Genomic DNA, 14648 nt, shown 5'->3' with positions numbered 1-14648 from the left:
CTCGGTTGGGGCCCCATGGCGCCTCGATTGGAGCGTCAAAAGAGCTAATTCCCGCTCTGCTCACGATCGGCACGAGTGTCTTGGCTCCTTTCACCAATGGAGTAACCTTGATGGTGTATGCCGATGACGGGCGACGCGAAGCCGAGCAATACCGCACCGGCGACCTCCTTGGGCATCGCCGCCACCAGCGCTCCTTGCCGCCCTTGCAGTATCGATAGATCCAGTTCCTCGACGTAAGCGTTCTCCCTACAGCGTGCCAAGGAGTCTGCTGGCCGTCCGGATATCCGCGGTATCGGAACCTTCGGCAAAGCCTTCAACGGCCGATTGCAGCAACTGCTTTGCGTCGTTGCGCCGTTGCTGCCCGGCCAAGAGTTCTGCGAGATCGATCGCGGTTCGCAACTCCCATGCCCTTGCGCTCTCGCGACGGCTCAGCTCGAGCGATTGCATGAACTCGACCTGTGCTTGGTCGCGATTTGGCTGCGGCTGGGACAGGAGAACCTTGCCCTTCACGCGCAATAGTTCCGGCATGTAAAGGTGGTCTCCACATCGCTCGACCAGCGCGATCGCCTCGTCGATCAGGCGCATTGCCTGCTCGAACCGTCCGAGTGCGAGCAGGCCTTGAACCAGCGCGAGATTGAACGTGGTTGTGAGCAACTCGTAGCCGGCATCGTGCAGCTCCTCGAGGCAGCCCTTGATTGTTTCTACGCCGCTGCGCGCGTCCCCCCGCAAGATCGCGAGTTCGCCTTTGACGCCTCGCCCCACCGCAAGATAGGGGCCCATCGAGCGCGACTCGGCATGGGCGATGAATCGATCGATGTCGGCTTCGGCGCCGTCGAGATCACCGCTCCAAAGCGCGATGGAGACGGCCCAGATCAACGCAATGCACAGCGTGATCGGATGATCCATCTGGGCCGCCTCGGAGACAGTTTGCTGCGCCAGCTGCAGCGCATCCGCCGGCCGACCCTGCAGCCACAGCTCTCGTGCCAGAGTGATGCCCGCCCGGTTGCGATGATCGAAGCCGTAGACCGTACTGATCCGATCCGTGCCCGGTCCCTGCCAGGCGATTTCCAACATCTTCAGTGCGTCGCGGTGCTTGCCGGCAAGGTGCAGCGACACCCCCGCCAGAGAATGAGCGAGCGCGATGGACGCCGCGTCACCGAGCGCACCAGAAACTGCAAGGCTCTGCTGCGCATAGCCGAGCGCGGCCTCGAACTGTCCCATCCGCTCGTGGAAGATGTGCATCCGGCCGAGCAGCTGAAGCTGGTTCATCGTATCGCCGCGCGCCGTTGCGATCTCGAGGCTTCTGCTCAAAGCGCCGCGGGCTGCGTCACTGCCGCCGCGCGTGAACATCAGCGTCAATCCGAGGGCGGCCTGGAGGTGCATTTCCTCGGCGCTGCCACGCGCCTGAGGCTCGATCGCGCGCAGCGCTCGTTCCGACCAGCGGCGGCATTCGACGAGCAGCGACATGGCCAGGAAAATCGGAGCCGCCGCGGCGGCGAGCGCGATCCCGATGCCGACGTCGCCGCCGTTGAAGCACCAGTCCAGCGCGGCGCGCACATTGTGGAGGGCGGAGAAATGGACCGCCCGTTCGTCGGCGCTCGGCACCGCAGCCCAGGTCGTGCCGGCCTGATCCAGCCAGCGTCGATAATACGAGGCGTGGCGGGCGGCGAGCGCTGCCCCGTCGGCCTCGATCTTGAGAAGATAGGCTCGCGTCGTATCGAGAAGACGGTAGCGCATCATGGCGCCGATCGGGCGCGGCGCGACCATCGACTTGGCGACGAGGCTGTCTATGGCGTCGAACAGAACGGAGCGGTCGACGCGGTCATCCGGCACGACCTCGAGGGCGGCGTCGATGGTGAAATGTCCGGCGAAAACAGCCAACCTGCGCAGCACCAGGCGTTCGAGATCGGACAACAGCCCGTAGCTCCAGTCAAGCGTCGCCTGCAATGTCTGCTGCCGCGGCGGCGCGGTGCGCTGGCCCTGCCACAGTAGGCTGAGCCGCTCGTCGAGCAGCGCCGCGGTTTGCACGAGGCCATAGGCCTCGACCCGGCCTGCAGCGAGTTCAATCGCCAGCGCCATGCCGTCGAGCTTGCGGCAGATGCCAGCAACGATTGCCGCATTGGAATCGTCGAGCGCGAGCTGCGCGCCGCCGGCCGTCGCTCGTTCGAGAAAGAGCTGAAGCGCAGGATAGGTCCAGGCGACGGCGGCTGTCAGTCCGGGGCCGTCGGGCGGAACGGCCAAGGGCGCCAAACGATGCACCTGCTCGCCTTCGACTCGCAGCGCTTCCCGACTCGTGGCCAGGATGTGCACATGCGGCGCGGCCTGGAAAATCTCGGCAGCCAACGGAGCGGCTGCCGAGATGACGTGCTCGCAATTGTCCAGGATCAACAGCATCCGCTCGTCCCGCAGATGCGCGAGGAGTGCGGGCATTGGATCGTCGGCCTGGGCTGGCAGACCGAGCATCAGCATGATCGAGGTGATGACGAGATCGGGATCGCTGAGCGCGGCCAGATCCACGAAGTGCGCGGCGTCGGCGAACGTCTCGAGCAAATCGTGGGCAATCGCCACCGCAACGGCGGTCTTGCCGACGCCGCCGGGGCCGACGATCGTGACGAAGCGTGAAGCCATCAGCTTCTCCGCCACCGCACTGATTGTATCAGCCCGACCGACCATCCGCTGCAGCCGGTTCGGCAGTTTGACGGGTGGCAGTTCCATCTGCGGCTCCGGGCGCCGCTTCGCAGCAAGACTCGCGCGCGCGATCGGCGCCACGAAGCAATAGCCTCGTCCCGACAGCGTGGTGATGTAGCGGGCCTCGCCCTTGCCGTCGCCGAGCGCCTTGCGGAGCGCCGCGACATGGAAACGCAGATTTGCTTCCTCGACGGTCATGCCGGGCCACACCGAGGCTATCAGCTCCCATTTGCTGACGACCTCGTTCGGGCGCGACATCAGCGCGATCAGAGTGTCAAACGTCCTGCCGCCCAGGGGCAGCGCGACGCCGTCCCGCATCACCAGCCTTTCATGCGGCGTCACCGTGAACGGCCCGAACGATAGTGTCTCCGCCGCACGATTCGCCGGCTCGGTCATAACGAAAACGTGTCCTTTCGCCGGAACCGCATAACCAGTGCGCCGCGATCCGGCAAGCTGGGACGTTGCATCGATATCATGCCGCGCATGCAGTCCTCGTTAGCCGCGGCCTTACAATTTCTCACAAATCCAAACGGGTGTCCTTCGAGCGCGGCTGGTAGTCGTTTTGCGTGACAACAAGGACACCTTCATGACGAAAACCGCAAAGCTGCTTTACACGGCCCGGACCCACACCACTGGGGGACGCCTTGATGGCATGTCGCGCAGTTCCGACGGCCGCCTGGATGTAAGGCTCTCGCCGCCCGGTGCCGCGGGGATCGGCACCAATCCGGAGCAACTGTTCGCGGCCGGCTGGTCCGCCTGCTTCGAGGGCGCCCTGGAGATCGCGGCGCGCAGGCGGAAGATTGTCCTGCCGCGGAAATGCGCGATCGATACCGAGATCGACCTCGTCCTGGAGGAGGACGCTTACTCCCTCAGGGCGCGCCTCAACGTCAGCCTGCCCGATCTCGACCGCGACATCGCGCGCGATCTGATCGATGAGGCGCACCGGATCTGTCCCTACTCCAAGGCCGTCCGCAACAATCTCGACGTCTCCGTCAACCTGATCTGACGGGCCTCATCACCGGTTCGGCCGGACGTACCGGCCGGTACATCATCCAACCCTCAACAAGGCAGAAGCAAGATGAAGCAGATTTTTGACCAGCATCGGCGTCGGTTTTTCGGTGTGGCGGCAGGGACCGTCGCTGTCGGTCTCGGTGTGATCGAGCTCGCACGCGCCGAATCGGAATCGCCGCAACCGTCCGTCACGAACGCATCCTTCGGCGCCCTCAAGCAGATCGATGCCGGCGTTCTGAACGTCGGCTATGCGGAGATGGGACCGGCTGGTGGCCCCGTCGCCATCCTGCTCCACGGCTGGCCCTACGACATCTACGCCTTCGTCGATGTCGCGCCGATCCTGGCGCAGGCCGGCTATCGCGTCATCGTCCCGTATTTGCGCGGTTACGGAACGACGCGCTTCCTCTCCGGCGAGACGCCGCGCAATGGCGAGCCTGCCGCGATGGCCGTCGACATCATCGCATTGATGGACGCGCTGAATATCAGGAAGGCCGTCGTAGCCGGGTTCGACTGGGGCGCGCGGACGGCCGACATCATCGCCGCGTTGTGGCCCGAGCGCTGCCAGGCCCTGGTGTCGGTCAGCGGATATCTGATCTCGAGTCAGGCCGCGGGAAGCGCACCGTTGCCGCCGCAGGCCGAGCTGCAATGGTGGTACCAGTTCTATTTCGCGACCGAGCGCGGCCGCATCGGATACGAGAAGTACACGCACGATTTCGCCAAGCTGATCTGGAAGCTCGCTTCGCCACAGTGGAAGTTCGACGACGCCACATTCGACCGTAGCGCGGCGGCGTTCGACAACAAGGATCATGTCGCGATCGTGATCCACAACTACCGCTGGCGGCTCGGACTCGCCCAGGGCGAGCCGAAATACGAGCACGTCGAGAAGCGGCTCGCGGCCGCTCCGGTCATCGACGTGCCAACGATCACGCTCGAGGGGGACGCCAACGGCGCGCCGCATCCGGACGTCAGTGCCTATGCCAAGAAGTTTTCGGGCCACTACGAGCATCGCCTAATCACGGGCGGCATCGGCCATAACCTACCCCAGGAAGCGCCGAAGGCCTTTGCGAAGGCTGTCGTCGATGCCGACCGCGCCTGAGGATATGTCAGCACCTCGGTCCAGTTCGGCTGGATCGAGGATCAATTCTCGAACTCAGCTTGGTACAGAGTCATGACCTCGACGGAACCTGAAAAGAAGAGATCGCCCTGCGCCACGGTCATCGTGGTGGCCGTGGTCCTCCTCGTCGTTCTCCTCACTTGCATGCCATACCTGCTCTCGATGGCCCTTGCGCAGGCGCCCGCGGCACGCGCCGAGGCATCGCCAATCTTCGGCGTCACCATCCCGGATGGCTACAAGCAGTGGGAACTGATCGCGCCCGCCGAGGAGGCCGCTCCCCTGAATGAGCTGCGCGCCGTCGTCGGCAACCAGACCGCGATCGACGCCTACAACGACGGAAAGCTACCGTTCCCCGATGGCACCATTCTCGTCAAGCGCGCCTGGAAGCGGGCGAAGTCTCCCGAGTTCGCATCCGCCACGATTCCCGGCGCCGCGACCACAGTCCAGGTGATGGTCAAGGACTCGCGCAAATATGGAGCGACGGGCGGTTGGGGCTTCGGCCGGTTCGTAAACGGCAGGCCGGTCGACGAGGGGCAGCACCGCACCTGTTTTGCCTGCCATGAAGCTGGTGCGAAGGACCACGACTACGTCTTTACGCGCCTCGCCCCATGAGCTGCGAAAACAGTTGCGAAAATCCATCCGCAGCAACTTATCCGGAGATATCTCATGAAGACCTGGTTCATCAGTGGCAGCTCCAGAGGTCTGGGGCGTGCCATACTGGAAGCCGTGCTCGCTGTGGGTGATCGAGTGGTCGCATCGGCGCGGGATCCCGAACCGCTGCAGCCGCTGCTCGAACGCTTTGGCGAAAGCCTGCGGATCGCAAGGCTCGACGTGACGGATGACACCGCTGCGCAAGCGGCCGTCCGCCTTGCCGAGCAGGCGTTCGGCGGCCTCGATGTGCTCGTGAACAATGCCGGCTACGGCGATCTCGGATCGGTCGAGGACACCAGCCTCGACTCATTCCGCCAACAGATCGAAGTCAACCTGCTCGGGACCATCATCGTCACCAAGGCTGCGATCCCCGTTCTGCGCCGGCAGCGCCGCGGGCACATCGTGCAGCTCTCGTCCGTCGGCGGCAGGATCGGCGCACCAGCGCGTGCGGCCTACTCCGCCGCGAAATGGGGGATCGAAGGTTTCTCGGAGTCGCTCGCCCGCGAGATGGCGTTGGTCGGCGTGCACGTGACGATCGTGGAGCCCGGCGGCCTCCGCACCGGCTTTGCCCAGGCCGCGCATGCGGCCGATGAAGGGCGTAGCGAGTACGCCCCCGTCGTCGGCGCTGCCGTGAGGATGCAGCGCGCTTACGATGGCCGCCAGCCCGGCGATCCCGCCAAGGCGGCTGCCCTCATCCTCAAGCTCGCGGAGCTGGATCGTCCACCTCTGCGGGTTGCGCTCGGCAGCGATGCGGTCGACGCGATCGCGGCAGCCGATCGTCAGCGCCTCGAAGAACTCGAGAGGTGGCGCGCGCTCAGCGTATCGACGGACTATTGATCGCCTTGCGCTCGCGCGTGGAGACAGAGCTCTACTCCGCCGCCACCGTCTGCTGCGTGCGCCAGTGTCCGAGCAGAGCGCGCAGCGAAGCCATGAGACGGGCCTGGAGTGCTCCACCATGAAAACCGGTGGCTCAACAAACGCTTCATTCTGAAGGACTTCTGCGCTGTCCGAAATCGATGGCGGAGAGAGTGTCAGTCAATCCAGATTGAAAGATCAAGTATTTTCGACCTTTTCAAACCAAAACCTACGATTTGAGCAACAGCCTGAAAAGCCTACGCGCCTTCCGGACGGTGCCGTCGCGCCGAGTCGGCTCCCATCAAAAATATCGAAAACAACCCCATGCAAAGTAGCCGGCGGCCGCCGCAACCGACAGTTTGGACCGAAAACTTGACACGTCGGGCAAATCAGCGGCACAATTTCATCATCCCAGAATTCGCCAAACGACTGCGTGCGCGCAATATCGATGCGATCATGTTTCGCGTGGCTGGACCGTTGAGGACACGCCGCCGTCGCTTGCGCGAGAGTGCAGAAACCGCGAAAATCCCGGCTGTTTCAGAACTTATCAGGGGACTCCCACACAGATGCAGTTTGATGACGTTATCCTCGGTCGCCGGAGTATTCGCGGCTACAAACCCGATCCGGTACCCAAGGCGCTGATTGCGGAAATCATTGGTTTGGCGATGCGCGCCCCGTCGTCGATGAACACCCAGCCCTGGAATTTCTACGTCATATCAGGCGAACCGCTGGATCGAATTCGCGCCGGCAATACCGAGCGGATGGTGGCGGGCATCCCGCAGTCGCGCGAGTTCCGCGCGGGCCAGGCCTTTGCAGGCAAGCACCGCGACCGGCAGGTCGGTGTCGCCAAGCAATTATTCTCCGCGATGGGGATCGAGCGCGACAACAAGGACAAGCGCCAGGACTGGGTGCTGCGCGGCTTCCGCCAATTCGACGCGCCCGTCTGCGTGATCATTACCTATGACCGCGTGCTTGATGGCAGCGACGATACGCCCTTCGATTGCGGCGCCGTGGCGACCGCCCTGGTCAATGCCGCCTGGTCTCGCGGGCTGGGCGCCGTGATCAACAGCCAGGGCATCATGCAATCCCCCGTGGTGCGCGAGCACGCAGGCATAGCCGACGATCAGGTCATCATGAAAAGCATCGCGCTGGGCTGGCCGGATGAGACGTTTCCGGCGAATGCGGTGGTGTCGGAGCGGAAGTCTGTTGAGGAAGCTACGGTGTTCGTCGGGTTTGAGAAGTAGCGGCGCGCGGGCGGAAGGGCTGGTACAGCAGTGATCCGCGCCATGGTCCGACGTGCACTTGTGCTGGCAGCGGCTTTTGCTGCTGCCTTGACGCCGGTCACGTGCCTTGGCGAAAGCAGCAAGCCGTTGCCGGCCAAGGCGACACAGGAATTACCGGCCGAGCTGCTCGCGCTGCTCGAACAGAAGAAGATGCCGAAATATTCACCTATCGTTGTGCGTCTTTTCAAGGAAGAGGCGGAGCTCGAAGTCTGGAAACAGGACACGGCCGGCCGTTTCCAGATCCTCAAGACCTATCCGATCTGCCGGTGGTCGGGCGATCTCGGGCCGAAGTTGTACGAGGGCGACCGACAGGCTCCGGAAGGGTTTTATACAATTACACCCGAGTTGATGAATCCCAACTCCAACTTCTATCTTTCGATCAACCTCGGCTACCCCAACAGCTTCGACAAGGCAAACAAGCGCAACGGCAGCTTCCTCATGATCCACGGCGACTGCTGGTCGAGCGGTTGCTATGCCATGACCGACGAACAGATCAGCGAAATCTATTCGCTGGCGCGCGACTCGCTCAGCGGCCGACCGTCGTTCCAGGTCCAGGCCTATCCATTCCGCCTGACGCAGGCGAACCTGGCGCAGCATCGAAACAGTCCGAACATGACCTTCTGGAAAATGCTCAAGGTCGGCAACGATCATTTCGAGGCGACGGGGCGCGAACCCAAGGTGGATGTGTGCAACCGCCGCTATGTATTCGATGCGCAACCTCCGCTAAATTCGCCGCACCCGCTTGTGTTCAACGCGATCGAAAAATGTCCGCCCTTCGTCGTCAATCCGGAAATCGCGCGGCGGGCGCTGGAAAAAAAGCGCACCGACGAGCGCCTGTACGCGCAATTGCTTGAAGACAATTTGCCGGCTGCGCCGATCTACAGCGGGCTTGACGGCGGAATGAACAAGGCTTTCCTCGCAAAATTTCCGGGCAGAGTGACGCTTGCGAAAGTGATGCCGTATGCATCTTACTTGCCGCAATTGCCGCCGATCCCCTGGATCGACAGTGATGGCTCGTTGACGAGCAAATGGTTTGGTGTCTCGTTTTCCGGACTGGCTGTTTGTGATGCGGCCCGTGTCGGCTTTCCGTCGAGTCGGTGCTAAACCGAGGCAAGTTCTTCACGGTCTTTTTCTGCTATTTTGCTCGTGTTGGAGAGTCGCTACTGTGCCATGCAACGCCAAGTCGAGGGCTGCTAACGCCATTTTTTCTTTCAAAACAACAGGATGAGCCGAAATACCCCCGACTGGGCCGGCCGAGATAACCGACTTTACAGGACTAACCCAACCCCAAATATTGCCTGCTCAATATTTGTCGAAGGAATAACATCATCAGCTCTATCCCGACCATGTCCGCCGCACAGTTCGCGACAGCTTTCGCTCTCAGGCCAAACCTGGTGGCGTGGTTTCTCGGCGCCGGTGCATCGGCCGCATCGGGAATTCCGACCGCTTACGCGATGATCCGCGATTTCAAGGCGCAGATCTTTTGTCGCGATAACGGCCTTTCGAAACGAGAAATCGACACGGCCGATCCGGTGTGGATCGAAAGGATAGATATGTTCTTCCAGCGAACATCGATCCTGCCGCCAAATGGCGACCCGACCGAATATGCAGTCGCCTTCGAAGCGGTCTACCCGCAGCCTCGGCATCGGCGGCAATACATCGATGACGCGATTTCTAAGGGCACGCCCTGCTTCGGGCACAAGGTTCTCGGAAGTCTCATCGCGAACGGGAAGGTCAATTGCGTTTTCACCACAAATTTCGACCCGCTGATTGAGGAATCCGCTCTTTCGGCAAATGCCATTTTGGCGGCCGCTGACCAAGTTCGTCCGACCGTTGCTGCCATCGACTCTTGCGACCGCGCGATGCGTTGCCTGAACGAATCCGACTGGCCGCTGGTCGCAAAGCTGCATGGGGATTACCAGTCGGTCGCCATCAAGAATACGGGATCGGAGCTCGAGCAGCAGGACATCCGAATGCGGCACGTGCTGGTGGAAGCCGGAAAGCGCTTCGGTGTGGTATTTGTCGGGTATAGCGGACGCGATGCCTCGATCATGGAGGCGTTGAACTCCATACTCGCCGGTCAATCGCCGTTTCCGAACGGGTTGTATTGGGTCGCCTCCTCGGCCTCGCGGCTGTTGCCGGCAGCGGCTGAATTCTTAGAAAAGGCGCAGCTTGCAGGCGTCGACGTTGCGATCGTCGAGTGCGCAACCTTCGATGAACTGACCGCAGACATAGTCAAAACGGTCGACCTTCCGACGATCTTGCTCGATCGGGTGATGCTCGGCCGCACCACGCCGCGGCTCGTGCCCGTGAAGTTACCGACCGCGGAAGCGCGTTCTTTCCCCGTTTTGCGGTATTCTGCCCTTCTCATCGAAGCGATGCCGCGCAGCGCCAGGCGAATGACGCTCGCGACACCTACGACGTCTGTCGCCGTCAGGGAGTTGCTTAGGGAAAAAAACTGCAAGGCGACCATCGCGGCGAATGGCCGCGAGTTAGCTGTTTTCGGTAGAGATCAAGATATCTTGGACGCCCTGGCATCACTCGGCGCGAAGTTAGGGGGAGAGGTCGCACTGGACCCTGTCACCGATAGTTGGGCACTCGGACTCCTCTACGACGCGCTCGTAAAAGGCATGGCGAGACGCCGGCCGCTTATTCCCAGGTACAGGCGCTCTGGTCATTCAATAGTTGTCGCCGCGCCTCGCGATGGGGAAGATCCAGAGCGCGCACGCCAAAACGAGCTGGTGCTTAAGAGGCTGCGAGATGCCTACGGAAGTACATTGACCGGGACCGTACCGAAGCTCGGATTTCCCTACCAGGAAGGCGTCTTCCTGAAGTTAGACCAAGTCGGCGGGCGCTGGTGGTGCGGTTTCGAGCCTTTCACCTTCGTGCAAGTTCCGAAGCAAACTCTTCGCCCAAGCGCCGATCCGGACGATCCGAGCGCGGTCGACCCAGATCCAATGGGCGCTCCTACGGATCGCGGGGGCGATCCTGTGGGCGACTGGCGCCGAGAACGGTGGGCGCAGCGCTACAACAGAAACTGGGCAGGCATCATAGATGCATGGGCGCAGCTTCTTACCAATGCCGGCGACAAGAATAAGCGTGCCTTCGGGCTCGAGGACGGCACAGGGGTCGACGCGGTATTCGAAGTCGCGCCGGTCACCGGCTGGAGTCGACCGGGCAATCATCACGTCTATTTCGATCGGACGAAGTGATGAGCAATCCAGCCGTTTTGACGAAGCTTCCGCCGTTCACGCTTCTGGACGAACCTCTTCTGGCATTCTCACCCTCCGATTCCGCGCAGGTTGATGTCCACCCGCTCAGGGGCCTAGTAAATTTCGGTCCTTATTCGAAAGGATCGTTCGGAGGATACACGTCGCGCGTACGAATCGCGACGGTGGGTCCGGAGAGTGCTTTCAAGCGTCGCGGCGAGCTCATGCTGTCGCTCCGAGAAACCCACCGCCCTTCCGATCGTTCTGAATACGTACCAGAGTATCCAGGCTTCGAAACGCTCTTCCAGGTCGCACTTGAGGCCGCGCCGCGCGACGCGCACATCAGATGGCCCGATCTCCTGCACCTGCTTCCAGGCGAGGGCGACCCGCAAGCACGGCTTTTTCTTGCAATGGAAGCCGCGCTCCGACGGCTCGATACGGTGCGAAGCGAATTTGACGTCGTGCTCGTCCATTTTCCCGACAGTTGGAATCCAGCCACGCGCGGCAAATTCTTTGATGCGCATGATGCGCTCAAGGCCCTTGGCGCGAAATACAATATCCCCACCCAGGTGCTCAACGATCGAGCGTTCACCTTCGCCCATAAGGCATCCCTTGCGTGGCGCTTGGCGACTGCCTTGTATGTGAAGGCCGCCGGCACACCTTGGAAGCTGGCACCGCTGAAAGGTGTACCAACAGATACCGCCTATATCGGGCTCGCTTATGCGCTCCGCGGCGATCAGCGAGACGCGCACTATGTGACGTGCTGCTCACAAGTCTTCGATATGGATGGCGGCGGCATGCAGTTCGTCGCGTTCGAGGCGCGCGACCCGGTCGCCGATGTTGCTGAGGCCCGCAGAAATCCGTTTCTGAGTCGTGACGACATGCGAGCGGTACTCGCCCGCAGTCTCGAGCTTTATCAAGGCCGCAATGGCGGCAACCTTCCTAAGCGGATGGTCATCCACAAGACTACCGCCTTTAAGGACGGTGAAATCGAAGGGGCGTTCGATGCATTATCCGGCGTACCGGAGATCGAGTGCATCGAGATCAGTTCGGCATCCTGCTGGCGTGGAGTTTGGTTGATCAAATCTGGCCAGCGGACCCCTCCTACGCGGCCGTCGGGCTATCCCGTGCCCCGAGGAACGATGGTGGTGAGATCCGGCAACTCCGCGCTCATATGGGTGGCGGGAAATGCTCCTGAGGTTTCGACCAAGGGGGACTATTATCAGGGCAAGAAGAGCATTCCGCGCCCGCTGCAGCTCATCCGCCATGCCGGCAGCGGCCCTCTTGAGCTAAGCGCTCATGAGGCGCTGGCGCTGACCAAGATGGATTGGAACAACGATGCACTCTACGACCCCGTACCGGTGAGCATCCGCTACTCCCAAAAGCTGGCAAGGACGATTGCGAACGTGCCGGACCTGCCGCGAAACGTCTATCCGTATCGCCTCTTCATGTGAGACCAATCGAGTCTTGTTAGGGAGAACTCGGCGGACGGCCTGAGTTGACCTCGATAGAACCCTTGGCGACCGGGAAGTACGGCGCCCAAATTTGCATGGGCTGGCGGAGAGAGTGGGATTCGAACCCACGGTACGGTTTCCCGCACACACGCTTTCCAAGCGTGCGCCTTAAGCCACTCGGCCATCTCTCCGGAGGCCCTCTCTTGAAGGGGCAGCACTGATTTTGCAAGGGACGCCGGCCACCGCGGCTAAAATTTCCCCAATTCGTTGAATTTGTTTGGCAATTTGGAACGTCCGGCATCGGATATCAGGCGGTTTGCCGGGCCTTGAACCGGAATCCGGCCACGATCGACGACGATAAGTGGCAACGCAATTGGTGGAGGACGCAACGATGATCGCACGGACGCTCTTGCTCCCGGCTCTGGCCGCAACTTTCGCGGCAGCCGCTGCCGGCCCGGCGCTGGCGCAGGCCTGCACCAAGCAGGGCGTGGACGTGACCTGTGACGACGGCCGGCGCGGCATCTTTGCGGGCGACTCCATCGTGTGGGCCGACGGCTCGAAATCGAGGCTGGCCTCGCCGCACCCGAGTGTCATCATCGGCAACAAGTCGTCCGTCGTCATCGGCCCCGGCGTGTTCGCCGGCAACGGCAAGGGCGGCTACGTGCCGATGGAAAATCCGAGCGCGCCGAACAAGGCGCGCTGCCCGGTGCTGGATGGCGTGTCGTATTGTTATTGAGGGGCGCGCGGCTATCGCGCACCCTCATGGTGAGGAGCGCGCCTCCTGACGATGCTTCGCATCGCTCGGAGAACCATGAGGCCCGCCGGCCTCATCCTTCGAGACGCCGCTAGACGGCTCCTCAGGATGAGGGATAACGAGCGCTCCAAGCTCTCTCCAGGACTCTAGTGATACCGCGCGCCGCCGTTGGTGGCGGAGCGAAGCGGCCATAGCGCGGGCTCGCTCACCACAGGCGCCAATGCTTCCCTGTCGAGCTGGCATTCGTGCAGCGCGTCGGTGAAGTCGGCGAACCATTGCTGGATCGTATGGCCGCGGAGCTTCGCCATCATCGCTTCCCAGCGCATCCGACGTTCGGTCAGCGGCATCGACAGCGCAACCGCGATGGTGCGCGCCATGCCGTCAATATCGTGCGGGTTGACCAGCAACGCGGTATCGAGTTCGTTGGCGGCACCGGCGAATTTCGACAGCACGAGCACGCCGGGGTCGACCGGGTTTTGCGCGGCGACATATTCCTTGGCGACGAGATTCATCCCGTCCTGCAGCGGCGTCACCACGCCGACCTGCGCAGCGCGATAGAGGCCCGCAAGCACGGCCTGGCCGTAGCCCTTGTTGAGATAGCGGATCGGCGTCCAGTCGACTTCGCCATGTACACCGTTGACGTCGCTGACGAGCTTTGCGACCTCGCTCTGCAGGTTGCCATAGGCCTCAATCGCGCCGCGCGAGGGCGTCGCGATCTGCAGCAGCGACGCCGTGCGCGAAAGCTGCGGATGCAGCGTCCACATCCGGTCGAAAGCCTTGATGCGGTTGATCAGGCCCTTTGAATAATCCAGCCGATCGACGCCGATCGCGAGCTTCTCGCCGTTCAGGCTGCGCCGCAGCCGCGAAACGTCAGGATGGGTGGACGCCTTCGCCGCCAACTGGGCGAATTGCTGCGGATCGATGCCGATCGGAAATACCGCGGCGCGCGTTCGGCCGTAGCGTGAAATGACGACGCCGTCATGCACGACGAGCCCGAGATCGGACTGCGCGTAAGACAGGAAGTTCTCGCAATCTTCCTCGGTCTGGAAACCGATCAGATCATAGGCCAGCATCGCCTCGATCAGTTCGCGATGATGCGGCACGCCACCGATCACCGAACGCGCCGGCCACGGCGTATGCAGGAAGAAGCCGATTGGCTGTGTGACGCCGAGATCGCGCAACTCGGCGCCGAGCGCGAGGAAGTGGTAGTCCTGAATCCAGAACGCCGAATCCGTTTTTCGGAATCGCAGCAGCGCGCGCGCCATGAAGGCGTTCACTTCGCGATAGCTGAGGTAGTCCTCCTGCGTGGCGCGGATCAGATCGGCGCGCGAATGCAGCGCCGGCCACAATGCGGAATTCGCAAAGCCTTCGTAATAGCCGCCGTAATGCGCGGCCGGCAGATCCAGCATCGCCAGCGCACCGGTACCCAGTGCTTCAATTTCGGCAAAAGGTTCCTTCAAGTTCCCGTCGCGGACGCGCCCCGAGGAACCGACCCAGATAGCGCCCGATTTCTCGACGATCGGCAACAACGCCGCGGCGAGTCCCCCCGTCATGGGTTCGTTGGGTTTTCCGCGCGAAACGCGGTTAGAAACGACGACGAGGTTCAATGGTCCCCTCCCGTTGGTACGC

Annotated in this window: 11 protein-coding genes and 1 tRNA gene; 9 read left to right on the top strand and 3 right to left on the bottom strand. The window is 62.2% G+C overall.

The window, feature by feature from the left end:
- Positions 1-246: 246 nt before the first annotated feature.
- A complete protein-coding gene (locus tag V1286_RS36315) occupies positions 247-3084 on the bottom strand; it encodes an ATP-binding protein (protein ID WP_334488403.1) in 2838 nt (945 codons plus the stop codon).
- Between the two features lie 190 nt (positions 3085-3274).
- Here V1286_RS36315 and V1286_RS36310 point away from each other — a divergent pair, with 190 nt between their 5' ends.
- From V1286_RS36310 to V1286_RS36275, 8 genes are all read left to right on the top strand, one after another.
- A complete protein-coding gene (locus V1286_RS36310; RefSeq protein WP_334488401.1) occupies positions 3275-3694 on the top strand; it encodes an organic hydroperoxide resistance protein in 420 nt (139 codons plus the stop codon).
- Between the two features lie 72 nt (positions 3695-3766).
- Positions 3767-4795 (top strand): alpha/beta fold hydrolase, encoded by a 1029-nt coding sequence (locus tag V1286_RS36305; RefSeq protein ID WP_334488399.1) that lies wholly within the window; start codon positions 3767-3769, stop codon positions 4793-4795.
- Positions 4796-4867: 72 nt separating this feature from the next.
- The gene (locus V1286_RS36300) at positions 4868-5425 is read left to right on the top strand and encodes a cytochrome P460 family protein (RefSeq protein WP_334488396.1); all 558 of its coding nucleotides are present in this window, start codon (positions 4868-4870) and stop codon (positions 5423-5425) included.
- 54 nt (positions 5426-5479) lie between these two features.
- On the top strand, positions 5480-6301 hold the full coding sequence (locus tag V1286_RS36295) for an SDR family NAD(P)-dependent oxidoreductase (RefSeq protein ID WP_334488394.1): 822 nt from the start codon (positions 5480-5482) through the stop codon (positions 6299-6301).
- Positions 6302-6885: 584 nt separating this feature from the next.
- On the top strand, positions 6886-7563 hold the full coding sequence (locus V1286_RS36290) for a nitroreductase (protein ID WP_334488391.1): 678 nt from the start codon (positions 6886-6888) through the stop codon (positions 7561-7563).
- A 30-nt stretch (positions 7564-7593) separates the two neighbouring features.
- Positions 7594-8706: a murein L,D-transpeptidase family protein gene (locus V1286_RS36285; RefSeq protein WP_334488388.1), complete on the top strand. Its 1113-nt coding sequence runs from the start codon at positions 7594-7596 to the stop codon at positions 8704-8706.
- Between the two features lie 242 nt (positions 8707-8948).
- On the top strand, positions 8949-10814 hold the full coding sequence (locus V1286_RS36280) for an SIR2 family protein (protein WP_334488385.1): 1866 nt from the start codon (positions 8949-8951) through the stop codon (positions 10812-10814).
- Positions 10814-12265, top strand: coding sequence for an argonaute/piwi family protein (locus V1286_RS36275; protein ID WP_334488383.1), 1452 nt, complete (start codon positions 10814-10816; stop codon positions 12263-12265). The genes V1286_RS36280 and V1286_RS36275 overlap by 1 nt, the downstream gene beginning before the upstream one ends.
- A 101-nt stretch (positions 12266-12366) precedes the next feature.
- On the opposite strand, the gene V1286_RS36270 is transcribed toward V1286_RS36275, so the two are convergent.
- Positions 12367-12456 (bottom strand) — tRNA-Ser (locus V1286_RS36270).
- Positions 12457-12656: 200 nt separating this feature from the next.
- Between V1286_RS36270 and V1286_RS36265 the strand changes: the two genes are divergently transcribed.
- Complete coding sequence (locus tag V1286_RS36265; RefSeq protein WP_334488380.1) at positions 12657-13001, top strand: hypothetical protein; 345 nt, start codon at positions 12657-12659, stop codon at positions 12999-13001.
- Between the two features lie 164 nt (positions 13002-13165).
- On the opposite strand, the gene V1286_RS36260 is transcribed toward V1286_RS36265, so the two are convergent.
- Positions 13166-14626 (bottom strand): trehalose-6-phosphate synthase, encoded by a 1461-nt coding sequence (locus V1286_RS36260; RefSeq protein WP_334488377.1) that lies wholly within the window; start codon positions 14624-14626, stop codon positions 13166-13168.
- Positions 14627-14648: the final 22 nt, after the last annotated feature.

The organism is Bradyrhizobium algeriense (genome assembly GCF_036924595.1).
GTDB classification, from domain to species: domain Bacteria; phylum Pseudomonadota; class Alphaproteobacteria; order Rhizobiales; family Xanthobacteraceae; genus Bradyrhizobium; species Bradyrhizobium algeriense.
The sequence above is the reverse complement of the archived record's forward strand: the minus strand, read 5'-3'. Positions and strand labels throughout refer to the sequence as shown.